Annotated in this window: 24 protein-coding genes and 1 pseudogene; 18 read left to right on the top strand and 7 right to left on the bottom strand. The window is 38.9% G+C overall.

What is annotated here, in order from left to right:
* Both LS684_RS11505 and LS684_RS11500 read right to left on the bottom strand, forming a co-directional pair.
* Positions 1-1,461, bottom strand: coding sequence for a spore germination protein (locus LS684_RS11505; protein WP_233806114.1), 1,461 nt, complete (start codon positions 1,459-1,461; stop codon positions 1-3).
* A complete protein-coding gene (locus LS684_RS11500; protein WP_233806112.1) occupies positions 1,424-2,551 on the bottom strand; it encodes an endospore germination permease in 1,128 nt (375 codons plus the stop codon). Before LS684_RS11500 ends, LS684_RS11505 begins: the two co-directional genes overlap by 38 nt.
* Positions 2,552-2,983: 432 nt before the next feature.
* Here LS684_RS11500 and LS684_RS11495 point away from each other — a divergent pair, with 432 nt between their 5' ends.
* The 9 genes from LS684_RS11495 (at position 2,984) to crcB (LS684_RS11455) (ending at position 9,728) form a co-directional block, all read left to right on the top strand.
* Entirely contained in the window at positions 2,984-4,627 is a 1,644-nt protein-coding gene (locus LS684_RS11495) for an AMP-binding protein (protein WP_233806111.1), read from the top strand.
* 120 nt (positions 4,628-4,747) lie between these two features.
* Positions 4,748-4,912: a hypothetical protein gene (locus LS684_RS11490; RefSeq protein ID WP_233806110.1), complete on the top strand. Its 165-nt coding sequence runs from the start codon at positions 4,748-4,750 to the stop codon at positions 4,910-4,912.
* 83 nt (positions 4,913-4,995) lie between these two features.
* A complete protein-coding gene (locus tag LS684_RS11485; protein ID WP_233806109.1) occupies positions 4,996-5,868 on the top strand; it encodes a gamma-glutamylcyclotransferase family protein in 873 nt (290 codons plus the stop codon).
* Between the two features lie 65 nt (positions 5,869-5,933).
* Entirely contained in the window at positions 5,934-6,161 is a 228-nt protein-coding gene (locus tag LS684_RS11480) for a hypothetical protein (RefSeq protein WP_233806108.1), read from the top strand.
* Between the two features lie 48 nt (positions 6,162-6,209).
* On the top strand, positions 6,210-6,413 hold the full coding sequence (locus LS684_RS11475; protein WP_233806107.1) for a DUF6501 family protein: 204 nt from the start codon (positions 6,210-6,212) through the stop codon (positions 6,411-6,413).
* 136 nt (positions 6,414-6,549) lie between these two features.
* The gene (locus LS684_RS11470) at positions 6,550-7,146 is read left to right on the top strand and encodes a GNAT family N-acetyltransferase (protein WP_233806106.1); all 597 of its coding nucleotides are present in this window, start codon (positions 6,550-6,552) and stop codon (positions 7,144-7,146) included.
* Positions 7,147-7,254: 108 nt separating this feature from the next.
* Positions 7,255-8,904 (top strand): FAD-binding dehydrogenase, encoded by a 1,650-nt coding sequence (locus tag LS684_RS11465; RefSeq protein WP_233806105.1) that lies wholly within the window; start codon positions 7,255-7,257, stop codon positions 8,902-8,904.
* A gap of 67 nt (positions 8,905-8,971) precedes the next feature.
* Positions 8,972-9,361 carry a fluoride efflux transporter CrcB gene (gene crcB / locus LS684_RS11460; RefSeq protein ID WP_233806103.1) on the top strand — a complete coding sequence of 130 codons (390 nt, stop codon included), beginning with the start codon at positions 8,972-8,974 and terminating at the stop codon, positions 9,359-9,361.
* Complete coding sequence (gene crcB, locus LS684_RS11455) at positions 9,354-9,728, top strand: fluoride efflux transporter CrcB (RefSeq protein ID WP_233806101.1); 375 nt, start codon at positions 9,354-9,356, stop codon at positions 9,726-9,728. Before crcB (LS684_RS11460) ends, crcB (LS684_RS11455) begins: the two co-directional genes overlap by 8 nt.
* 84 nt (positions 9,729-9,812) lie before the next feature.
* Here crcB (LS684_RS11455) and LS684_RS11450 read toward each other — a convergent pair whose 3' ends face one another.
* The gene (locus tag LS684_RS11450; protein ID WP_233806099.1) at positions 9,813-10,364 is read right to left on the bottom strand and encodes a GNAT family N-acetyltransferase; all 552 of its coding nucleotides are present in this window, start codon (positions 10,362-10,364) and stop codon (positions 9,813-9,815) included.
* Positions 10,365-10,815: 451 nt separating this feature from the next.
* On the opposite strand from LS684_RS11450, the pseudogene LS684_RS11445 reads away from it, so the two are divergent.
* The 7 genes and pseudogenes from LS684_RS11445 to nadE all read left to right on the top strand — a co-directional run.
* Positions 10,816-10,932: pseudogene (locus LS684_RS11445) on the top strand (transposase); the annotation flags it as partial.
* Between the two features lie 124 nt (positions 10,933-11,056).
* The gene (locus tag LS684_RS11440; RefSeq protein WP_233806097.1) at positions 11,057-11,197 is read left to right on the top strand and encodes a hypothetical protein; all 141 of its coding nucleotides are present in this window, start codon (positions 11,057-11,059) and stop codon (positions 11,195-11,197) included.
* 141 nt (positions 11,198-11,338) lie between these two features.
* Positions 11,339-11,899 carry a sugar O-acetyltransferase gene (locus tag LS684_RS11435; RefSeq protein WP_233806096.1) on the top strand — a complete coding sequence of 187 codons (561 nt, stop codon included), beginning with the start codon at positions 11,339-11,341 and terminating at the stop codon, positions 11,897-11,899.
* A gap of 120 nt (positions 11,900-12,019) precedes the next feature.
* Complete coding sequence (locus LS684_RS11430; protein WP_233806095.1) at positions 12,020-12,475, top strand: NUDIX hydrolase; 456 nt, start codon at positions 12,020-12,022, stop codon at positions 12,473-12,475.
* A gap of 962 nt (positions 12,476-13,437) precedes the next feature.
* The gene (locus tag LS684_RS11425) at positions 13,438-13,980 is read left to right on the top strand and encodes a cysteine hydrolase family protein (protein ID WP_233806094.1); all 543 of its coding nucleotides are present in this window, start codon (positions 13,438-13,440) and stop codon (positions 13,978-13,980) included.
* A 43-nt stretch (positions 13,981-14,023) separates the two neighbouring features.
* Positions 14,024-15,490 carry a nicotinate phosphoribosyltransferase gene (locus LS684_RS11420; protein ID WP_233806093.1) on the top strand — a complete coding sequence of 489 codons (1,467 nt, stop codon included), beginning with the start codon at positions 14,024-14,026 and terminating at the stop codon, positions 15,488-15,490.
* Between the two features lie 64 nt (positions 15,491-15,554).
* A complete protein-coding gene (gene nadE, locus LS684_RS11415; RefSeq protein ID WP_233806092.1) occupies positions 15,555-16,379 on the top strand; it encodes an NAD(+) synthase in 825 nt (274 codons plus the stop codon).
* Between the two features lie 68 nt (positions 16,380-16,447).
* Here the strand turns inward: nadE and LS684_RS11410 are convergent, their stop codons facing one another.
* Positions 16,448-16,897 (bottom strand): AraC family transcriptional regulator, encoded by a 450-nt coding sequence (locus tag LS684_RS11410; RefSeq protein WP_233806091.1) that lies wholly within the window; start codon positions 16,895-16,897, stop codon positions 16,448-16,450.
* A 340-nt stretch (positions 16,898-17,237) separates the two neighbouring features.
* On the opposite strand from LS684_RS11410, the gene LS684_RS11405 reads away from it, so the two are divergent.
* Together LS684_RS11405 and pepF are read left to right on the top strand one after the other, a co-directional pair.
* Positions 17,238-18,224, top strand: a complete 987-nt coding sequence (locus LS684_RS11405; protein WP_233811627.1) for a DnaD domain-containing protein — start codon at positions 17,238-17,240, stop codon at positions 18,222-18,224.
* Positions 18,225-18,356: 132 nt separating this feature from the next.
* Positions 18,357-20,144 carry an oligoendopeptidase F gene (gene pepF / locus LS684_RS11400; RefSeq protein WP_233806090.1) on the top strand — a complete coding sequence of 596 codons (1,788 nt, stop codon included), beginning with the start codon at positions 18,357-18,359 and terminating at the stop codon, positions 20,142-20,144.
* A gap of 60 nt (positions 20,145-20,204) precedes the next feature.
* Here the strand turns inward: pepF and LS684_RS11395 are convergent, their stop codons facing one another.
* From LS684_RS11395 to pflB, 3 genes are all read right to left on the bottom strand, one after another.
* Entirely contained in the window at positions 20,205-21,266 is a 1,062-nt protein-coding gene (locus LS684_RS11395; RefSeq protein WP_233806088.1) for a hypothetical protein, read from the bottom strand.
* A gap of 245 nt (positions 21,267-21,511) precedes the next feature.
* Entirely contained in the window at positions 21,512-22,255 is a 744-nt protein-coding gene (gene pflA / locus LS684_RS11390) for a pyruvate formate-lyase-activating protein (RefSeq protein WP_233806086.1), read from the bottom strand.
* A gap of 85 nt (positions 22,256-22,340) precedes the next feature.
* Complete coding sequence (gene pflB, locus LS684_RS11385) at positions 22,341-24,566, bottom strand: formate C-acetyltransferase (protein ID WP_233806084.1); 2,226 nt, start codon at positions 24,564-24,566, stop codon at positions 22,341-22,343.
* Between the last annotated feature and the right edge of the window lie 227 nt (positions 24,567-24,793).

The following is a 24,793-nucleotide window of genomic DNA, read 5'->3' as shown; positions in this document are numbered from 1 at the left end:
TTATCCTCCTTCTCTCGTCGAGTCATTCGGATTTGTAGTTGCTGTACGTGATTTATAAAAGCTTTTAGGAGCTTTTAGTAGCGATTTAATTACTTCCTTTATGCTAATTGGTGCTAGTGGTGCTAGGTAGGGCACTCCAAAGGAAGAAATCGATGAAAAATAGATAAGCGTTAATATATAGCCAATTAACAAACCAAAAAGTCCGAGAAATGTACTTAATAAAAGGATAATAAATCGTAAAATCGTAATTGCTGAGCTTAGTGAATGGTTAACGAGTGTAAAGGAAGAAATATAGGTTATGGCTGCAACTACAAGCATGGTAGGAGACGTTAATCCTGCACGTATGGCAGCATCCCCTACAATAAGCCCTCCTAGTACAGCGACGGTTTGGCCGATGGCTCTAGGCAATCGAATACCTGCTTCGTTGAACAACTCAAAAAGAAAAAGGACAATAAACATTTCCATAGGTGCAGAAAAAGGGAGGCCAAAACGAGCGACAGACACTGTGGCTAATAACAAATAAGGAATTTGATCGACATTATAAGCAGAAAAACTAACCCATAATCCTGGTAAGAAAGCAGATATCATAATGCCAATCATTCGAATCATACGTTCAAGTGAGACAAATCCATACCCAATATAGGAATCCTCCGGTGACTTTGTTAATAACAGAATGTTAACAGGGGCAAATGTAACAGTCGGATTCCCGTCCACAATTAGGGCAAACCTTCCTTGGTTTAATGCTTCGACGACAAAATCTGGCCTCCCAGTAAAATCAAAGCCAGGAAAAAATGAGTACGGTCGATCTCCGATTAGCTGCTCTAAGTCATGAACACTTACTAATATGTCGACATTAATTTTTTCGAGTCGTTTATGCACTTCTGTAATAATTCGGTGATCAATGACATCGTCGAGATATAAAAGCGCTACTTTTGTGTTACTTCTTTTACCAATCGTGTATTTTTCAATACTTAGGGATGAAGTTTTTAACCTTCTTCTTACTAGCGAAATATTGGTTAAAAAGTCTTCGACAAATCCATCCTTAGGACCACGAATGGAGGTTTCCAGTGAGGACTCTTCTGGCAGCCGAATAGATAACTTGCCTGCATTAATCGCAACAACTTTATGTGGTAATATAAATATGATTTTTCCGGAGAATAATAGATCCTTGAGGTCCTCTAAGGAGGATGACTCAAATACTTCCACTTGAAAAAGTTCATGCAGTTGCTCTTCTGCTGAATCTAAATGCTCCGCACGGATCTTAGGGAGGATGTATTGATTCAAAAAATGAAGATCAATCAAGCTCTCAAAATAAAAATAGGGTAAGGAATCTTCATCTTCCAAAGAATGTTTCTTCATGATAAAGTCTTGCGCTTTGGCAAATTTGCTGGTTAGCTCATCAATTAAGATGCGTCCCTGCCCCTTATGTGCTTGATTTGAATTGGTTTTTGTTTTTTTCATGTTGTCCATCCCTTTTCTTCAGTACTAGGAGAGTGAAGGCTGAGAAGATAATTATTGTGATAAAAAAACCAAAAATAATCGGAATTAGATATTTGTATAAATATTTATAGAATTCGTACGTTTCAATATTTACATTGGTTAGGATAAATAATACGATATATATCCCAATAACCATTTTCCAATTTAACCGATCATCCTTTATTTTATGAGATAATAGATAACCAATTAGATACATAAACAATCCAATTCGTATTAAGGCACCGCTTAACCATTGATATAATGCAAAGAAGTCAAGGTGAGAAATGTAATCCCCAATATTTAATAATCTCCACTGCTCATAGGCAGGATAACGTAAAGTAGTTGCTTCTATTGGGCCAAACTCCATTATAGATGCAGTCAATGGACCTAAAATAAGAAAAGTAAAAGCTGATAATAGGATAAATAAGTGACGAAACTTAATTTTTGCCTCTGTAAATGGCTGGATAATCACAACGATATAAATCTCTAATAACCCTGATAATACATAAACAATTCCCTTTAAAACGGGCATATACCCATCAGAAAATAAAGGGAATAGGTAGCCAGGGTCCTTCATAGGTGTGTTGGTTATCGCGATAAAAAAGCCAAGAATAATCACAACTGGAAGTAGAAATCCGCTTGCAATAGCCATATATTTAATTCCTGCAAATGTGGTTAATAGACAGGCCACGATTAAAACGATATTAATAAGTAACAAAGGAAGATCGGCCAAAAAATATGCGTTTAGCCAAATCAACAAATCTCGAAATGTAACATACACACTTCCTAATAAAAAAAGCAGAACAGGTGTTAAATAGAGATAAGAAAATTTCCCAATCCGATTTTGTAAATACTGAAAGAACCCACCTTTAGGCGAATGTTTGATAATATAATGGACCAAGATTAAAAATAATAGAGCAATGAAATAAGCGATTAGTACGCTGATCCAGCTATCTCTACCAGCAGCCAGAAGAATATTAGGGATCAATATAACATGGTTTAACAGTCCAGTGGAAAGAACAAGCAACAGAAAAATTTCCCTTGGTATTAAGATTTTCGTTAATGTTCTCATTCGTCATCACCGCATCCTTCTTGTAAGCTATATTTTGCCAAGTGATGAATAAAAATATGCCTTATTTGTAGCATTTAGAGAAATTCCTGCTAATCAAGGAATCTCTCTGCCAATTACCTTTCATTCAGCCGCTCTTTCTTATTGTATTGATACAATCATTAGGTACAATTATTTTTCTAATCAAATGATTTTTCATACCATGTATAGCTATAGATTCGTTTCTTTATGTAATTCATTATACAATGAAAATATTGAATATTCTGTAAAATATGTTAACATAATTGTAAGCGCTTTTATTCATGGGTAACATGCCTGCTCCTACTTTTGGCGCTTCTGCTTTCTCTATTCCTCTATGATCCAACACAAATGTTCTAGTCTTTTCATTCCATGCATTAGTTAGTAGTAGGTCATTAAATTAGGGGGATTGATTGAATGTCAAATGTATTATCGATTACCGTTGGAAAGCTGCTTGAGGAAAAAGCAACACTTTATCCTGATCATGAAGCTGTTGTCTATGCAGACCGGGGAGTGCGATTAAGCTATAAAGAATTTGATCAACAATGTAGAAAAGTAGCAAAAGGGCTCATGAGCCTTGGTCTCGAAATCGGGGAAAACATTGCGGTTTGGTCGACGAATACACCTGAATGGTTAACTTGTCAATTCGCAACAGGTAAGATGGGGGCGGTTCTTGTAACTGTCAACACAAATTATCGATCAGCTGAATTAGAATATTTATTGAAGCAATCTGAGTCTACCACGATTATATTAATGGACCAATACCGTGACGCCTCTTACATAGAAATGCTTTATGAGATTGTACCTGAACTAAAGACGGCGGTAGCTGGACAATTGAAAAGTAAAAAGCTTCCCTACTTAAAAAATGTCATTGTATTAGGAGAACAATCCCATCCAGGAACATATAAATGGCAGGATTTAATCGATATGTCAGAGGAAATAAGCGATGACAAGCTAGACCAGCGAATGAGCCAACTAGACCCAGACGATGTCATAAATATGCAATACACATCTGGAACAACAGGCTTCCCTAAAGGGGTTATGCTTACCCATAGCAATATTGTTAATAATGCACTTAATATTGCAAATTGCATGAAGCTGACGAAGGATGATCGCCTATGCATTCCAGTCCCCTTCTTCCATTGCTTTGGATGTGTACTTGGTACACTCGCGTGTGTTTCAGTGGGTGCAACGATGGTTCCAGTTCAAGAATTTCATCCAAAGGCCGTGCTGCAAACCGTTCAAGATGAGAAATGTACGGGATTACATGGAGTTCCAACGATGTTTATTGCAGAATTAAATGACTCAGAGTTTGACAGCTTTGACTTAAGCCATTTAAGAACGGGGATTATGGCAGGCTCCAATTGTCCAATTGAAGTAATGAAAGCAGTCATTGAACGTATGGGTGCTGCCGAAATAACGATTGCTTATGGACAAACAGAGGCATCTCCAGTCATTACCCAAACAAGGACAGATGATCCAATCGAGCTTCGAGTGGAAACTGTCGGAAAAGCACTGCCCAATGTGGAAGTGAAAATTGTTAAACCTGGGACAAATGAAGAAGTTCCAAGGGGGGTTCAAGGGGAACTGTGTACAAGAGGCTATCATGTGATGAAGGGTTATTATAATAATCCTGAGGCCACAAAGGAAGCGATAGATGTAGAAGGCTGGCTTCATACAGGTGATCTAGCGGTGATGGATGAAGCAGGCTATTGTAAGATTACAGGAAGATTGAAGGATATGATCATCCGCGGTGGTGAAAACATCTATCCGAGAGAAATTGAGGAATTCCTCTATACACATCCGAAAGTGTTAGATGTTCAAGTTGTAGGAGTTCCCGATGTTGTCTACGGTGAGGAAGTAATGGCTTGGGTCATCCTAAAAGAAGGCCAAACAGCGACAGCAGAGGAAATGGTTGAATACTGTAAGGGGAAAATATCTAGGCACAAAATTCCTCGATATATCGAATTTACGGATTCCTATCCAATGACAGCCTCGGGGAAAATTCAAAAATTTAAGCTGAGAGAACAATCTGTTGAAAAAGCGGAGCAAGCAAAGTAAGACGGAGAAAATCTCTCCTTCATCTCATTCAAAAGGAGGAGAACTAATCCTCCTCATTGCCAATGTTTCAGATGGCGGAAACATATACAATGAGCTTAAGAGATGAAAAGGAGAGATGAAATGATGTTGGATCATATATATGCAGCACAAGTAATACATGAATTAAGAGAAAAGGAGTTTCATAAAAAGCCTTCCTATTTGTATCAAAAACAGGATAAATCCAGTACACAAATCATTTGTAAGCTACCATTCACATCTAATCTATCACAATGTCAGTGTCATTAATTAGAGTCTATACCACAAGGACCTGTTCTCTTGTGGTATTGTTCGTTTACATAAGCGATTCAACCAAAAGGGGGATAAGGAACATGGAACCGTCCATTTACGTCTTTGTCTATGGAACACTTAGGTATAAGGAGAAAAATCATCATCTCATAAAGGGACCGTGTGTAGCTGAGCAAGCGTGGATCTATGGAGAAATGTTCGATATTGGTGATGTTTATCCTGTTGCTCTTTCATCTACAACAAAAAAAATGTATGGAGAACTGTATCGAGTCTCAAAGGATGAGTTAAAACAACTCGATTCGTTAGAAGGCTATACAGAAGCGAATTCTGATGACTTGTTTACTCGAGTATCAACAACAGTCTTCACAGACAAGGGAAAATTTAGAGCCTATACATATTTGTACAATCAGAAGATGGACAAAGACAAGCAAGTGATTACTAGTGGTGATTGGAAGCTGTATCAATTTTTAAAGGCTAACCCAATAAGGGTCTACTACTTTGCATATGGATCATGTATGGACTGTGAGCGATTTCGAGTAGCGAACGTCGAATCATTTTTTAACAGAGTAATAGGCGCGGCCGTTCTTGTGGGCTATTCGATGACCTATGGGTTTATTGCAGCAGATGGAGGACGGGCAGATATTGTTGAATGTGGAGGAAAAACAGAAGGGATTCTTTATGAAATTCCATTCGAAGCGATTGACTATCTTTTCCATCGGGAAGGGGTTGATGAAGGCTGGTATCGACCAACATTCGTTCGAGTTCAAGTGGGAGAACAGTTTTATGAAGAAGTGTTAACGTTTCATGTGTATGAGAAACAGCAGGAATTGGCTCCTCCTGCCCACTATGCTAATGAAATCCTCAGAGGGGCAAAGGGGAGGGTAAGTGAAAACTATTATCGCGAATTAATAAACCGGCTCCATACCCTTGGGAAAATGGATGGAATCGAAATTTGATGTTTAGTATGAGCCTAGGTGGTGGTATATAGTGATTACTACCATCTATAAAAGAAGGTGACTTCATGAAGATTTTCACCAATCAGGGGCTTTACAAACTGAAGTATGAACATCAATATTATGATCATCTTGAATTTCTTCGTTTAGATCATATATGTAAAATTGGCTATGTAACTTTAAAAAATGTCCTAACTGGAGAAATCTACACATTTGAACAAGATAAAATCGTCTATATGAAAAAGAAAATGCATGTACAAAATACAAAAACACAAAAAATGGTTGCAACCGTCTAAGGCGATTCCTTATACTTATGAAATAGGAACGGTAAAGGAGCTGTAGACATGATTCATCAAACATGGCAGGAAAAAAATACAGTTAAAAAGATAAAATGTATCCATACAGATGCGAGTAAATATATTGTGAATCGCGTATTGACTAAAGGTCAAGTATATGAAGTGAAAAATGAAACAGAAGAGTTCTATTTTATCATTGACAATTCTGGAAAAGTTGGCGGTTTTTATAAAGACTATTTCCAAGAAGCATAATCACAATTTGAAAATGGATGACGATTTGTCCTTCCGTTCAAATGTCTGTTAAAAGGTATCGAGTAGTAAATCTCTCGATACCTTTTTGGTATATCGTTAAAAAGAGTGATCAATTTATAGTGAGGTGGAATGCTATATGCCATTCTGGCACGAATTATTTTCATTAACCAGTCAAACAGTCGAGCTAATCCCATTAGAGGAAGAACATGTAGAAGAATTATGGGAAATTGCAAAAGCACCTGAAATCTGGTCGTATATGGCTACACAAATACATACAAAGGAAGCACTAAGAACTTCGCTTCAAAGTGCATTAAAGGACCGAGACAAAGGGCTGCAATATCCATTTTCGGTCTTTCATAAACAACAGCAAAGAATCGTTGGTAGTACGAGATGGTTGGATCTTTCAGAGGCTAATCGTTCCGCAGAAATTGGGTGGACTTGGTATGATCCTGCCGTTTGGAGAACAAGTGTCAATACAGAATGTAAATGGCTCCTACTCCAGCATGCCTTTGAGAGCTGGGATCTTAACCGTGTCCAGTTGAAAACAGACTTACGAAATATCCGATCACAAAAGGCAATTGAGCGAATAGGTGGTGTACGGGAAGGCGTGCTTAGAAAAGACCGAATCCTATCTTCCGGAATGCCAAGAAACACAGTTTGCTACAGTATTATTGATGAGGAATGGCCACAGGTGAAGCAAAACCTACTAAGTAGGATGACTGATGCTCAATAGCAAATATCCAATGATTTTTCAGAATTTTCACTAAAGATAGGGATTTTAAAATAAAAAGAGAATACATATCTTTAGAGGATCATGATGAAGAAAGAGTGGAGGATGTAAATGAGCTTTAATGCGATTGTAGTTGGGGCTGGATTAGCTGGGTTAGTGGCGGCTGCTGAAATTGCAGATAAAGGGAAGACAGTACTATTGCTTGACCAAGAACCTGAGGCTTCACTAGGCGGGCAGGCATGGTGGTCATTTGGCGGCTTATTTTTGGTTAATTCACCAGAGCAACGAAGACTAGGAATCAAGGATTCAAAGGAATTGGCGTGGCAGGACTGGCTCGGATCTGCGGGCTTTGATCGACTTGAGGATGAGGATTATTGGGGAATTCAGTGGGCGAAAGCATATATCGATTTTGCTGCTGGAGAAAAACGCTCATGGCTACATCAGATGGGGGTAAGATTTTTCCCAATCGTTGGATGGGCAGAGCGTGGCGGCTATTTAGCAGAAGGACATGGGAATTCAGTCCCTCGCTTTCATATTGTTTGGGGAACGGGTCCTGGAATTGTCGCTCCATTTGAAAGGCGCGTAAAAGAGCATATAAAGAATGGTCAAATCGTCTATAGACCAAGGCACAGAGTAGAAGAAATCATTAAAACCGATGGGACAGTTACTGGTGTAGCTGGCGTAGTTCTAACCGATAGCCATGTCAGCAGAGGAGAAGAAAGTTCTCGTGAAGTTATTGGTGATTTCGAATATAAAGGGGAAGCCGTTTTAGTCTCGAGCGGGGGAATTGGAGGGAACTTTGATCTAATACGTGAAAATTGGCCGAAAAGATTAGGGGAACCGCCTAGTGAGATGTTATCGGGAGTTCCTGCACATGTAGATGGTCGAATGCTGTCCATCACCAATCAAGCGGGAGGCAGAATAGTCAACCGGGACCGCATGTGGCATTACACAGAGGGGATAAAAAACTGGAATTCGATTTGGCCAAATCATGGAATTCGGATTTTACCTGGTCCTTCTTCTCTATGGCTGGATGCGACAGGCAAACGCCTGCCTGTTCCAGGTCTACCAGGATTTGATACGTTAGGAACACTAGAGTTGATTCAACAGACAGGCTATTCCTATTCATGGTTTATATTAACGCAAAAGATCATTGAACGAGAATTTGCCCTTTCAGGCTCAGAGCAAAACCCTGACTTAACAGGTAAAAGTATCGCCCAGGTATTGAAAAGAGCACTTCCCGGTGCACCAGGGCCTGTTCAAGCGTTTATGGACAAAGGAGAAGATTTCATCATTGCTGATCATCTGTCAGAACTAGTAGACGGAATGAACAAGTTAACGGGCGAAGATCTACTGTCCTATCAAGACATCGAGCGACAAGTTCTTGCAAGAGATCGAGAAATGGAAAATACATTTACCAAAGACCTACAAATTACAGCTTTAAGAGGGGTAAGAAATTACATAGGGGACAAGTTAATCCGTGTCGCCGCTCCTCACAAGTTCCTGGACCGAAAAAATGGACCACTTATCGCAGTTCGCCTACATATCGTTAGCCGCAAAACGTTAGGTGGCCTGCAAACCGACCTATCTGGAAGAGTACTAGACTTGAATGGGCAAGTCATCCCTGGATTATTTGCAGCAGGGGAAGTAAGCGGTTTTGGCGGGGGCGGAGTACATGGTTATCGAGCGTTAGAGGGAACTTTTTTAGGTGGTTGCTTATTTTCAGGAAGAACGGCTGGGAGAGCCATGGCCGAGCTCTAATGAAATAGTGTTCATCCCATCCTTTAAGCGGTAAAATAGGAAGATGAGATGAACGAGGTGAGGCATTTTGATTTATTTATATATAGGAGCTGGAGGAGCAATCGGAAGTTTGCTTCGCTATCTAATCAGCTTGCTAGCCATTGGATCATGGGGGAACTCCTTTCCGTATGGCACGTTATGCGCAAATCTAATCGGCGCCTTTCTATTAGGCTGGTTTACTTCAACTGCAGGGAGAAAGTGCCTATCTCCCCAGTTAACAGCTGGAATTGGTACGGGTTTGATTGGATCTTTTACAACCTTTTCGACTTTAAGTAATGAGCTTGTAAGCTTAATTGAGCAATCGGCATATGTAGCTGCATTCGCGTATGCCGTAATAAGTATGATCGCCGGATTGCTAGTTGCATATCTCGGGATGGTGTTAGGGAAGGGAAAGAAGGCTGGTGAGCTGCGTGGGTAGTGTGTTAGCTGTATCCATTGGTGGGTTCTTTGGTGCAATCGGACGTTATTATCTTTCAAGCATATTTAATCGAAAAAGCAATACAGCAAACCTCCCAGTCGGCACACTGCTCGTTAATTTACTAGGCTCGTTTTTATTAGGGATTCTGCTCGGGGCTCATGTAGCAGGAAACATCTATTCCTTACTCGGGATTGGCTTTATGGGGGCCTTTACAACGTTCTCTACGTTAAAGGTCGAGTTGCTAAAAATGCTTGAAAAGAACGAGCAAGCTTCATTCATCATTTACTTAGCTCTATCCTATTTAGGTGGGATCATCCTTGCAGTCCTAGGTGTGATTGCCGGGAAATCGAGCGGGATTGGGTTTTGAGTAAAAGCAGATAATTTGGAATTTCATCTTCCCCATTATGAAAGAAGCACCTGTTCATTCAGGTGCTTCTATGTTGGTATAGAATTAAGAAAGTCGATCTCTCCATTCGCTGGCTAAGACGCCATAAACAACATGGTCGACATAATGGTCATATAACCATTCTGCTTGTCGAATCGATCCTTCCTTTATATATCCCAATCTTTCAGGAACACTTCTGCTTTTCTTATTTTCCACAGCTGCTCGTATTTCTACTTTATTTAAGCTTAGGTGTTCAAAAGCATAGGAAGTCAATGCTTTTGCCACTTTCGTCACAATCCCGTTCCCTTGATAGCTTTCACCAAGCCAGTATCCTATATAAGCCGTTTGGTTAGACCAATTAATCGTGTTGAAACTAGCGATGCCAACAATTTCTCCGTTGAATAAAATAACTGAATGAAGGCATTTATTTTCCCCCATTTCTTTTAGACAACCATGGATATAGTTTTTTGTATCTTCTACGCTTTTCGTAAAGTCAAGCCAAGGTAGCCATTCTTTTAAATATGCTCTCGATCCATCTGTAAGCTCAAATACTCTTTCAGCATCGTTTAATTCAATTAGTTTTAGTGATACATTCTCGTCAATCTTATGTATAAACATATTAATACCCCCAATATTTACTATTGTATTATCATACTATAAAATTCGAATAATTTGATAATAATAAATGGTTTTAACTTTGATTTTCAGTTTATTGGATTTCAGTCGTAAAATAAGTGAAAATGAAACTCAAAGTCTATAAACCTAGAAAAACATCAAGAGAAATAGGATGAACGATCGATGTGTTTGTTCAATAAGGAAGACCCTATCGTATAGACGCACACATTTTGAATATGTGTGTCCTTTTTTAACGTATTTCCTAAAGAAGTCTCCCTCTTCAAGCGTGTGAAGGGCGTAGCTCAAGCGGAAAGGGGGAAATGAATTTCGGTTGGACGATAGCCCAAAGGTTCTTTCTTTTGTCATTTTCCTCCATGTGTTATAATCAGTATTATAAAGCGTAGGGATTGATATAATAACGAAATTAGACAGTAATAATCATTCAGTATTATTGATGTATTACCACCTCTTATTAGTTGTGAAGTATCGAAGGAAAGTGATGGAAGATACGATTTCCGACTATGCCAAAGATAAATTTGTGTCTTTGAGTCAAAAATATAATATTACATTATATAACAGAGCCGGTTACTAATGACTTAGTCAATCAATACCAATCGGAAATCAAGAAAATTGAAGAAGAATTTGAGAAATTATTTACAATAAACCCTTTACTAAAAGAAAAGCAGCTAGAAAATTTGCATAAACATACGTTGTATACAGAGTATGAAGCGATTGACAAGCTTGTAAAGGAAGAAATTATTTCAACTGAAGTGGCGGTACGACAACAGGAGCAAATTACAAACCGGTTGGTGGAAGTAAAGGGCGAAACACACTAATGTCATCAGACTTATGACTATCTGATATATATCATATTGGCAAAAATCAATGGCATGATGAATGGACGATTTTATCCTGAATGGTGATAAGAGCATTCATTCCTTAACGGTAGGACAAAATTTAAAAAAGAAGATGATTATATGAGAACAGAGAAAGAAAAGATGTTGGCTGGAGAAATGTACAATCCTGCAGATCCGGTATTAGTAAAGGATCGTGAAGAAGCAAGGCGAAAAGTAAGGCTATATAATCAAACAATAGAAACGGAGGGGGAGAAACGAACAAACATATTAAAGGAGCTACTTGGAACAACAGGAGAAAACGTATTTATGGAGCCAAATATTCGATTTGATTACGGGTATAACACACACGTGGGAGAGAACTTTTATGCAAACTTTGACTGTATTATTCTAGATGTATGTGAAGTGAGAATTGGTGATAATTGTATGCTTGCTCCTAGGGTGCAAATCTATACTGCAGCACATCCTCTTCTTCCTGATGAACGAAATTCCGGGCTGGAATTTGCAAAACCAATCCATATTGGACACAATGTGTGGGTTGGTGGCGGTGCAATCATAAATCCTGGAGTGACGGTAGGAAACAATGTAGTCATTGCATCTGGTTCAGTAGTTACTAAAGATGTACCTGATCATGTGGTAGTAGGCGGTAATCCAGCTAAAGTAATAAAGAAGATTGAAATCTAAGGCAAATACAATCTTCTGCAGATGTGGAAATTTGAGAGGCTTCTGGGCTGGAAATTCCAAATACATATTGATCAATGGAAGGGAAACCGTAAACATTCTGTTGAATGAAAAAGGAGAAAAATGACTGATAAACCGATTGTATTAGTTGTTAGCGTTTCAATTATTAAAGATGATGAAGTTTTGTTGATTAAAGAAATTAAACCAAATGCAATGAATAAATGGAACTTTCCAAGTGGAAGGATGGAAGTGGGAGAAAGTATTTTTCATGCAGCAAAAAGAGAAGTGGAAGAAGAAACTGGACTAGAAGTAGAACTTACATATACTACAGGTGTTTATCATTTTATCAGCAATTCTCAAGATCAGGTTATTATGTTTCATTTTATCGGGCAGATTACTGGGGGTTCAATATCTCTAGAAGAGCAACATATTACAGACAGTAAATGGGTGAAGGTAAAAGAATTAGTTACGTATCACGACAATGAACTTCGGAATCCTAAAGTAATAAAGCAAATAGCAAGCGGTCTGATGAATAAGAGCTTCTACCCAATTCATGTATTTCATAAGCAAATAGAATGAGGTTGCTTGATGCACTCACTTTAGGGATTTGCTCAGCTTCCACCCCGCGCAAAGCGAGTGTCTGCAGCGCAGGTGGAACGAACTTGTTTTTACACCCTAACTATTTGAATCAAGTCATTGTTCGTATTTGAGAAAGAGTCAATAAGTTATGTCTTAGCCTCTTTAAAATGCCAAACTCAATTGGGGTTGATCGAACTCTGTTCATTCTTTAGACGAATTCGATTGAAGTACTAAAAAACCAATTCCATCTTTCTATTTATTTACCACCATGCTTCTAACAAACTTACTTAAAATATGTTTGTGTCGATGTTACAGGTTTTGCCTACTATTCTATATTTCCAGCAGTGAGGTAATCCATCACTTCGTAAATTGGGTTTCGTTTAGAATCACTAGCTTTGTTGTGTTTTTGCATGAAATGCTGTGAGCTTAGCATGTTCTTCTGAAGATACTTCGTCTATCCAAGTTTGTAGGCGTAGTCATTCATTCCATCAGCGTTTTTCGTCGAGCTAGGAGAATCTACTCCCCCAATTGTAGCATTTGTATTATCTGGTGACTCATCATGCTGCTTCCTTTGTTATGGTGTACGAAACCGTTTTTCAGTTGTATTTGAAGTTCATCCGGTTTGATTTACAATGATCAGTAGAAGCAGACCAATGGAAATTAGGGTGAGAAAAAATTGAATCCAGCCTTTCATTTCATCACGCTCCTTGATTGCATCGTATTCACATACTAAAGACGAGGACTGGGCTAGCGAACGGAAAATCGATAACAGAAAAAAGGAACGAAATCCATCCGTTTACAAATTGGAAAAAAAGAATAAAATTAACAATTAACAAAATGTTATTTCTAATAAAGGGGAAAACAACGAAGAGAACGTCTAAGAAAGCAACACAACTATATCGGTTTACTGAATTAGAAGTAGTAAAGTCCATTTATACTGCAAGATATTAGGGGGAGTTATTATGAACAAAGCGTTAATAAATATTGATTATACGATTGATTTCGTAACAGGTGCGCTGCCATGCGGAGAGCCAGCTATCCGCATTGAAGATCAAATGTGTTCACTTTCAGAGCAATTTATCAATGAAGGGAATTATGTGGTGTTTGCCATTGATCTTCACCATGAAAATGACCCATTCCATCCCGAAACGAAGCTATACCCGCCTCATAATATTGAAGGAACAGAGGGTCGGAATTTATATGGGCGCTTAAAAGATGTGTATGAAAAACATGCAAAGGACAAGAATGTGTATTGGATGGATAAAACGAGATACAGTGCTTTTTCAGGGACGGACCTTGAGACGAAATTACGAGAGAGACACATTACTGAGCTCCATTTAATTGGAGTATGTACGGATATATGTGTACTTCATACGGCCGTAGATGCCTATAATAAAGGGTTTAACATTGTCGTACATGAGAATGCAGTAGCAAGCTTTAATCAAACAGGTCATGAATGGGCTTTAGAGCATATGAAAAACTGTTTAAATGCAGAAATAAAATAATATTAGTATACTAAAATAACTGAGGTAGTTAGGAGGAATCTAGTTGAACGAACCGTACCGAGAAGATAGTCTTGCCTTGCATACGGACTTATATCAAATTAATATGGTCGAGTCTTATTGGGTAGATGGAGTCCATACACGTCAAGCTGTATTTGAATTGTTTTTTCGAAAGCTACCATTTGGAAATGGCTATGCCGTTTTCGCAGGACTTGAACGAGTCATTCAGTATATACAGCAATTACGCTTCACAGATTCCGATCTTGCTTATCTTCGGGAAGAGCTTGGTTATTCAGATGAATTTCTAGCCTATCTACGAAACTTAACATTTACAGGCTCCATACGCTCGATGGTTGAAGGAGAGCTTGTGTTTGGTAATGAACCATTAATTCGAATTGAAGCTCCTTTAGGTGAAGCTCAATTGATTGAAACAGCTCTGCTAAATATGATTAATTATCAAACGCTCATCGCGACAAAGGCCTCTCGAATCAAAGAGGTAGTAGGTGAAGATGTTGCGATGGAATTCGGCTCTAGGCGGGCACATGAGCTAGATGCAGCGATTTGGGGCACACGAGCCGCCTATATTGGAGGATTTGATGCGACTTCAAATGTGCGTGCGGGGAAACTATTTGGAATCCCTGTCGCCGGAACACATGCCCACTCTTTTGTGCAGGCCTATCGTGATGAATACGTCGCTTTTCATAAATATGCAGAGACGCATAAAGAGTGTGTTTTCTTGGTGGACACGTATGATACGCTTAAATCTGGCGTGCCAAATGCGATTAAAGTGGCAAAGGAGCTTGGTGATCAAATTCATTTTAAAGGGATCCGGTTAGATAGTGGGGACATGGCATATTTGTCCAAAAAAGCTCGTCAAATGTTGGATGAAGCTGGGTTTACAGAAACGAAAATAATTGCTTCTAATGATCTAGATGAATACACCATCATGAACCTTAAAGCACAAGGCGCAAAAATTGATATCTGGGGAATTGGTACAAAGCTGATTACGGCATATGACCAAGCAGCGCTAGGAGCCGTATATAAGCTTGTATCCATTGAGGATGATACAGGTGAAATGGTGGATACGATTAAAATTAGTGCAAACCCAGAGAAAGTAACGACACCTGGGAAAAAACGGGTTTATCGCATCATTAATCAAGTCAATGGAAAGTCAGAAGGGGACTATATCGCTCTTGAAGAGGAGAAGCCGCAGCAGGAGCAGCCATTAAAAATGTTTCATCCCGTCCACACCTATATTAGTAAATTTATCACCAACTTTGAAGCAAGAGAGCTTCATCATGATATTTTTCAAAAAGGTAAACTCGTATATGAACGACCCGAACTGAGCTCAATACAGAACTATACGAAACAGAACCTTACGGAGCTTTGGGATGAATATAAGCGTGCGTTAAACCCTGAGGAATATCCTGTCGATCTAAGTACGAAGTGTTGGGAAAACAAAATGAGATATATACAGCAGGTAAAAGAAAACATTCAAAACAGGGTAGATTAGCTGCTCGTTTCAAATCGTCACATGCGAATGTGTATATATGAAAAGAAGATGAGGAGGAAGCAATTTGACGATTCAAAACCAAATTATGCAGGAGTTACACATTAACCCAACCATTGAACCAAAAGAAGAAATTAGAAAGCGGATCAACTTCCTAAAGGACTATTTGTTACAAACGAAAGCAAAAGGATACGTTTTAGGAATTAGCGGAGGGCAAGATTCAACTTTAGCAGGGCGACTTGCGCAGCTTGCTTGTGAAGAACTTCGCAAGGAAGGGCATGACGCGAAATTTATTGCCCTCCGGCTTCCATATGGCTTGCAAAAGGATGAAGAAGATGCCCAGCGTTCATTAAGGTTTATTCATGCAGATGAAGAGTATGTTTTTAATATCCAGCAGTCTGTTGATTCAGTGAAAAGGGAGTATGATGACCAAACAGACGAACCGCTAGCTGATTATCATAAAGGAAATGTAAAGGCACGGATGCGGATGATTGCCCAATATGCTTTTGGTGGGCAAGAAGGGCTTCTAGTCATTGGTACAGACCATGCGGCAGAAGCAGTTACCGGCTTTTTCACCAAATATGGAGACGGTGGCGCTGATATTTTGCCCTTAACCGGTCTAACAAAGCGTCAGGGGAAAGCGCTATTAATCGAGCTTGAAGCGGACGAACGTTTATATGTAAAAATACCAACTGCGGACCTTCTAGATCATAAACCTGGCCAAGCAGATGAAACAGAGCTGGGCATTAGCTATGATGACATCGATGATTATTTAGAAGGGAAGCAAGTATCAACAGAGATTGCTGAAAAAATTGAAAAGCGCTATCTCCTAACAGAACATAAAAGACAACTTCCCGCTACCCTGTTTGATACGTGGTGGAAAAAGAGCTAACCCACAATTCAAACGGAAGAAAAGCTTGATCAGCTTCAAGCTTTTCTATTTTTTTTATAAATAAGCAATTACGAGCTTATTGGAATACAAATTTCGCATGACGGGTTATCAATAATATCCCCCGTATATCTTTCCATTATTGGTCTATTGTCCAGTTTGAATCCACTGTTATCTAGAGAAGAAAATATATCGATGTATGCTTTTTGAATCGCTTCGGCTGTATGTTTGACATCGTAGATCAGGTACTTTCCGCTCAAAAGCTCACCCTCATTAACATGATTATCTATTTGATAATCATTAGGAATAATGATGCATGCATCAAATCTACATAGTTCAGGAAGCGTAATGTCTGGACGATCTTGAGAAATGGCAAATATGACTGCAGATTCTAGAAGCTTTCTTTCCTTCGCCCATTTTTTTAACCTCTCCATTACTTCCAAATTGGCAGGACCATATTGTCCAGTTCGCCTCATATAAGCAATCCGAACGTTAGGCAGAATTTCGATTTTCACATTCATTGTATTGTCTCTTCCTTTCAGAATAAGAATGGTTCATTACCTATCCGAATGTAACATGCTATAAAATATATTACTTGGGAATATTTAAGGAATTTTATCATTCACTAATTAAAATCTAGTTATATCATTCGAGAAATTCCAAGAATATTTGAACCAAACACAATTTCACAATTAATTAGTGGCCTATCGTTTTTTTTATAATTTTCCGTCTAGGGGGATCAGTACCTCCTACATTCACCAAACTTTCACATCTTTCCCCAAACGACCTTGTCCGTTTGCCCTTAAAAATCACTATATAAAAGGTGAAGGATATTTTATGTGAAGAAGGGACTGGGTGTTGATGGCGATGTATCGAATGGTTCGTACGGATTTTTGGAAGATTCCGATGGTTATGGAGGAGATGTCACCGGAGGATAAGTATTTTTATTTGTATTTGTTGACGAATCCGAATACGAAGCAGATAGGGATCTATACGATTACGAAGAAGCAGATGGCTTTTGATGTGGGCTATTCAATGGAGACGGTGCAGGCGTTGATGGATCGTTTTTGCTTCCATCACAAGCTGATTCGCTATAATCCAGAAACATGGGAGCTCGCGATTAAAGAGTGGGGGAAATATAATCTCCAAAAAGGCGGCAAGCCGGTCATGGATTGTATGTATTCTGAATTGAAAGAGGTTGTCGACACGTCGTTGATTTCTTATGTGATGGAATCGATTAATAAGCAGGAATTTCGTGAACTGTTTGAATCCTTTTGTCATGTGGAGCCATTAGAAGAGGAAGAACTAGATTTAGAAGAAGAACCACTTGAACCCCTAGTAACATGCCATTCTACGATACGTGGGCAAAAAGAAAAAGAAAAAGAAAAACAAAAACAACAAGAAAAAGAAAAAGAAATGCAAAAAGAACAAAATCAAAATGGAGAAAAAAACAAACATATACACTCTCCATCTCAACAAAAGAAAAACGATGTAGAAGATGTAGTCGTCTTTTGGGATAATAATGGATTTGGTAGTACAAACATACATGGGAAAGAACAATTACTCATGTGGTTAGATAAAGATGTTTTTTTACAACCGAAAGAAGTAATTATAAAAGCAATGGAAATTGCATGTGCAAATAATAAGAGAATGCTCAATTATGTGATAGGAATATTAAACAACTGGAAAAATCTAGGGTTATTAACGGTTCAAGAGATTGATTTACACGTAGAGAAGCAAAAAAAGATAAAAAAACAACCAACTGAGGTCAAAGTGTTGCCACCAGGAAGAGATATTCCCCGAAATTTTGTATTCGATCTGAATGCAGGCGAGAGGGAATATGAGTAATTAAGTGATCTAACTTTCTGAATAAATCATTAATAGTGCGATATGTATGTAGCTACCTTCAAACCATATATTGTGATTATCTTTCGAATATTTTGTATAATATAGCAATAGATGATGAAGGGAGAATATTACATGCATACATACAAGACTAGGAAAGACGTTCCAATCGAAGAGACGTGGCGGCTTGAGGATATATATGCCAGTATGGATGAATGGAAGTCCGATTATGAACAAGTTCGTGAGCTTGCACGTAGACTAAAGAAATTTGATGGAAAAATAGCAGATGGGGCCACGTTACTTGAATATTTAACCCTGGAAGAAGAAATGGAAGGACGCTACCGAAAGCTCTATGCCTATGGAATGCTTCAATCCGATCTAGATACAAGGGTAACCACTTCTCAGGAACTACGAGATAAAGCAATTCAGCTTGGCCAACAGGTTAGCTCTGCACGCTCCTTTTTCATGCCGTTTTTATTGAGTTTAGAAGAGAATTCGCTTACAACATTCATAAAAGAAACAGAAGGCCTTCGTTACTTTGAAAAGGATCTCTATGAAGCATTTCGCTATAAAGCTCATGTTCTTACGAAAGAGAAAGAAGAAGTACTAGCGATGATGGGCGAGACGCTATCAGCCCCAAGTAAGATTTTTGGCATGATCAATCATGCGGATATTCAATTTGGAAAGGTTACGAGTGATAAGGGAGAGCAAGTAGAGCTTACAAGAGGAATGTTTGCGAAACTTATAAAAAGTGAAAAGCGAGAACAGCGGAAAGAGGCGTATCAAGCTTACTTTAAGCCGTATAAGCAATCCGCAAATACGATTGCAGCTACTCTTTCATCTGCTATTAAAAATAATGTCCTGACATCAAAGCTACGACAATATCCGTCTGCTTTAGAAAAGGCACTATTCTCAGATATGGTTCCAAAGGAAGTGTATGAAAATTTAATTAAAGCAACGAATGAACAGATAGGCGCCATGCATGAGTATACAAAAATCCGCAAAAGCCTGCTGGGATTAGATGAACTTAGAGCTTATGACTTAAACGTCCCTCTCGTACATGGGGTTGAGAAGGAAATCTCTTTTGAAGAAGCTTATGAAACGATGTTAAAAAGCTTGGAGCCGCTAGGAGAAGAATATGTTTCGACGTTAGCCAGTTTTAAAGAGAAGCGTTACTTTGATGTAAGAGAAACGCCAGGTAAGCGATCAGGAGCGTATAATATGGGAGTGTATGGCGTTCATCCTTTCGTACTATTAAACCATCAGGACGATATTCGAAGTCTATTTACACTCACACATGAATCTGGCCATGCAATGCATGCCTATTACAGCAGCAAGCATCAGCCCCAAATAAGTGCAGGCTATTCTATTTTTGTGGCAGAAGTGGCTTCAACGGTGAACGAAATCTTATTGATTCGTTATTTATTGCGGACAACAGACGATGTGAACATGCGTAAATACTTGCTGAACTATTTTATCGATAGCTTTAAAGGGACCTTTTTCACACAGGTGATGTTTGCTGAGTTCGAAAAAATTACTCATGAAAAAGCAGAGAATGAAGAACCGTTAACTGCTGATGTGTTTAATCATGTTTTTGAACAAATATATCTGCAATACAATGGAGAAGAACTTGTTATAAATGATGAAGTGAAGTATGGATGGGCACGAATTCCGCATTTTTATCGACCATTTTATGTGTATAAGTACGCGACTGGATATGTGTCTGCTATTCAAATTGCCGATAACATACTAGCGGGTGATAAGAAAATGCTTCAAAATTATTTGACGTTCCTAAAGAGCGGAAGTTCCAAGTATCCGCTGGAGCTACTAGCTGAAACAGGGGTAGATCTGACAAAACCAGAGCCCATCCAAAATGCACTGTCCATATTCAGAGATTTAGTGAGCGAGTTTGCTGAAATGTAAAATAATCCATCTGGAAAGTCAAATGAAAAACCCGCAAGAGTTGACCTCTTGCGGGTTCCCTTAATCCAATGGTATTCGATTTTTCAGTTCGTTGTAAAATGTGTTAGGGTCATCTACGTTTAAGACAATCCTGTCAACCTGGCGAGAAAATCCATACAAAAGGTGTAAGGTTTGAGGCTGCTTTAGCTGAATTTCAAACATCGGTTTCTCTTGCATAAAATCAATCACGCGAGCGTCAAACATTGTCTTTAGTTCATCTTTGGTGAATTTTTCAGGTCCTTCATAAGATTGGACGTGTTTTATATTTTCACTAGAAATCGTCATACTCTTTGAGAATCCTACTTGTAGGTATAAGTCTTCATCTGTTAGAACAAAAGGCGAGAGGCGGGTTGCTTGGATCTCTGCAATGAAAAATAAAACCCCATATACGTTCAATGCCAATAAAATATACGAAACCACTTCATTCCATTGATGGAGGAAATAGTGTAAGCCGACCGATTCTAGAACGGTTGCATGGATGAGCATGAAATATAAAGCAGTCGAGCTGGTTTTCTTATGGTATGTAAAGCTCATTTCAGACGAAAGGCTTACGTTCTTTTTCCATGAAAATAACGAATAGTAAAACATGGAAAACTCAGAAAAAAACACTTGGAGCACTCGTTGATTTGGCAAGGTTTTTTCTAATGCTAAGCGTGTATTCTTAAGGAATAGGGAGCTATCGTTGTTAATCCGCTTATATTCACGTACTAGCTTAGGGAGATTGCTAGCTATTTTGATGAGAATATATAATTCAATTAGGATGAATATGCCTTCAGATGCCACTACGATATACGGTAAAAAAGGATATTCATTCAAGTGCTGATTCGGAATAATGAAATATGCAGCCCCATAACCAGCTAAGAGAACGATTCCGATATATTTGAGGGAGTATCTCTTACGAATAATCATAAAATAAGTGAGAATAGGGATGACGATTAAGAAATCAAGGATTGAACCCAGCGCTACTTCCTTAGGGATGTCGGATAGCAAAGGAAGATGATACAGACTGTAGTTTGAGAGAAGGATTAAGCAAATGAATAATAGAAACCAGGCAATTTTTGGTTTTTTTAATTCGTGTGACATATGAAACACCACCTCAATTTCATTATATAACAATACAGAGGCAAGAGGTGTGAATGAATGTGATTTACTAGATTTCCGCTCCAGGTGCTTGCTTTCCTGGGGCGTTCGGCGAGCCTCCTGGAGCTGAAAACTAACCCTCTTTCAAAGTAACAATGTATACGAATAGAGACAATGAAAAGGGTCTAGCTGGTTCTTAGAAATCAAAAAAGGGACCGAGAGCATTCTCTCAATCCCTATTGTCGCATTTATTGATTTCTCTTTAACCCTTTTGTTAGGAGCCGATAGGCAGTATCGACGGATGATTCAGATGGCGGCTCAATATGTGTGAGTGGGTATGAAAGCCCGAGAGCCTCCCATTTATAAACCCCTAATTTATGATAGGGAAGAACTTCCACTTTCACTACATTGTGTAAGCCGGCGATGAACTCACCTAGTTTCTCTAAGTCCTCTAAGTCGTCCGTTATGGTTGGAACAAGTACGTGCCTGATCCAAACGGGTACCTCATGTGTGGACAGAAATTTAGCGAATTCGAGAATGTGATCATTGCCCATCCCTGTTAAGCTCTTATGTTTTTGTCGATCAATTTGCTTGATATCGAGTAAGACGAGATCTGTATACTCAATTAATTCCTTCAGTTGAGCTTGAAAATGAGGGGCAGTGGAATAACAGCCACCTGAAGAATCAATTGTTGTATGGATTCCAAGTTTTTTACATTCCTTAAATAGCTCGATTAAGAAGGGGAGCTGGAGTAAGGGTTCTCCGCCACTAACTGTTATGCCTCCCCCTGAGGTTTCAATAAAAGGGAGATAGGATTTTAAGTCCTCAATGATCTCTGAAACAGTCATTTGTTTGCCAGTTCCAATCTCCCAAGTATCTGCATTGTGGCAAAATTGGCACCTTAATAAACAGCCTTGTGTAAAAATGACATACCGGATCCCCGGTCCGTCAACTGTTCCAAATGTTTCAATAGAATGAATGTTTCCGATCATGATGAAATCTCCTCTCTTATTGGGAAGGCTCGTTGGGAAGAGGTAGGGAGCTTAACCCTCTCCCTCTAATGGAGCCCATTAGTTCTTACATAGATTCATGGAAGGTACGATTAATGACATCTAGCTGTTGTTCTCTCGTTAGCTTGATAAAGTTAACAGCGTATCCTGATACGCGAATGGTAAGTTGTGGGTACTCTTCAGGATGCTCCATTGCATCTAGTAATGTTTCTCGATTAAATACATTGACATTTAAATGGTGTCCAGACTTTAGGGCATAACCGTCTAATATGGAAGCTAGATTTCGCATACGACTTTCTTCGTCTTTCCCTAATGCCTTTGGAACGATTGAAAATGTGTTTGAGATGCCATCCATTGCATATTGATATGGTAATTTGGCAACAGATGAAAGGGAAGCAAGCGTTCCTTTTGTATCACGTCCATGCATCGGGTTAGCTCCTGGAGCAAATGGCTCGCCTGCTTTACGACCATCTGGCGTGTTGCCTGTCTTTTTCCCGTATACGACGTTTGATGTAATTGTTAATATGGACATCGTATGAACGGAATTTCGATACGTATGATGCATACGTAATTTTTTCATGAAGCGTTCAACAATTTCGACGGCGATCGAATCGACACGGTCATCATTATTCCCGTATTTAGGGAAGTCACCATCTGTTTGGAAGTCAATCGCAATGCCATTTTCGTCGCGAATCACATTCACATTCGCATACTTGATTGCACTTAAGGAATCTGCTACAACGCTTAATCCTGCAATCCCTGTAGCCATTGTACGAAGAACCTCTGAATCATGAAGAGCCATTTCGATTCGTTCATAACTATATTTATCATGCATGTAATGAATTACATTTAACGTATTAATGTATAATTCAGCTAACCAGTCCATCATAAGGTCAAACTTAGCCATTACCTCATCATATTGTAATACATTCGAAGTAATTGGCTGATACTGAGGGCCGACTTGGATTTTGTGTTTCTCATCCATGCCGCCATTTATCGCATAAAGTAGGGCTTTAGCTAGGTTGGCACGTGCTCCAAAGAATTGCATTTGCTTGCCAATTTCCATTGCAGATACGCAGCAAGCTATACCGTAATCATCACCATATTCAGGTCTCATAATATCGTCGTTTTCGTATTGGATGGAGCTTGTTTCGATCGACATTTTCGCGCAATATGTTTTAAAGTTCTCAGGGAGCTGAGTAGACCATAATACCGTTAAGTTTGGTTCTGGTGCAGGTCCTAGATTATTTAGCGTGTGAAGGAAACGGAAAGAGTTTTTTGTAACCAATGGTCTTCCGTCAAGTGCCATCCCACCAATTGATTCGGTTACCCATGTAGGGTCTCCGCTGAATAAATCGTTGTAGTCCGGTGTTCTAGCGAATTTAACCAATCGTAGCTTCATGACAAAGTGATCGACAAGCTCTTGTGCTTCCTCTTCAGTCATCACGCCAGTTGAAAGGTCACGCTCAATATATATATCAAGGAATGTTGACACACGGCCTAAGCTCATCGCTGCTCCATTTTGTTCTTTAATTGCAGCTAAGTATCCGAAATATAACCATTGGAACGCTTCCGTAGCATTTGAAGCAGGCTGTGATAGATCAAAGCCGTAGCTGTTTGCTAGCTGCTTTAACTCATTCAATGCGCGAATTTGCTCAGAAAGCTCTTCTCGTAGGCGCATGGTTTCTTCAGTCATAGTTCTGCTTGTTAATGCAAGATCCTTTTTCTTTTCTTGAATTAGGAAGTTTACTCCATATAATGCTACTCGTCTGTAGTCACCGATAATTCGGCCGCGACCATATGCATCAGGTAGACCAGTGATAATACCAGCTTTACGAGCAAGCTTCATTTCATCCGTGTAGGCATCAAAAACTCCTTGGTTATGAGTTTTTCGGAAATCAGTGAAAATCTTATCAACTTCTTTGTTTAATTCATATCCATAAGACTCACAAGCCTGACTTGCCATACGAATTCCACCAAACGGCTGCATGGAACGCTTGAATGGTTTTTCCGTTTGGAATCCTACTACTTTTTCTAACTTTTCGTCTAAGTAACCAGGACCATGTGATGTAATAGTAGAAACAATTTCCGTATCCATATCTAGAACGCCACCATTTTCACGCTCTTGCTTTGTCAGCTCCATAACCTGCTTCCAAAGTGTAGTTGTTGCTTCTGTTGGACCTGATAAAAAAGAATGATCGCCTTCGAAAGGAATAAAGTTAGTTAAGATAAAGTCTCTTACATTTACTTCTTTCTGCCAAGTACCAATTGAAAATCCTTTCCAATGTTCCATGGTGTGTCACCTCATCATATATTTTGTATAACAGTTATTCTATTTATATCTTACTTAAACTATAACAGATAGGATGTGAAGAAAATCACATATAATTTGAGAGATTTGTGTCATTTTATTATTCCTTTATATATAAGGGTTTGTTGAGGGGGTGATTATAAAATACTGTGAGAATGTTGTTAATCTGTACTAATATTGTTTGAGTAAATGTGTTTTCTGTTATATAA

The organism is Cytobacillus spongiae, assembly GCF_021390075.1.
The sequence above is the reverse complement of the archived record's forward strand: the minus strand, read 5'-3'. Positions and strand labels throughout refer to the sequence as shown.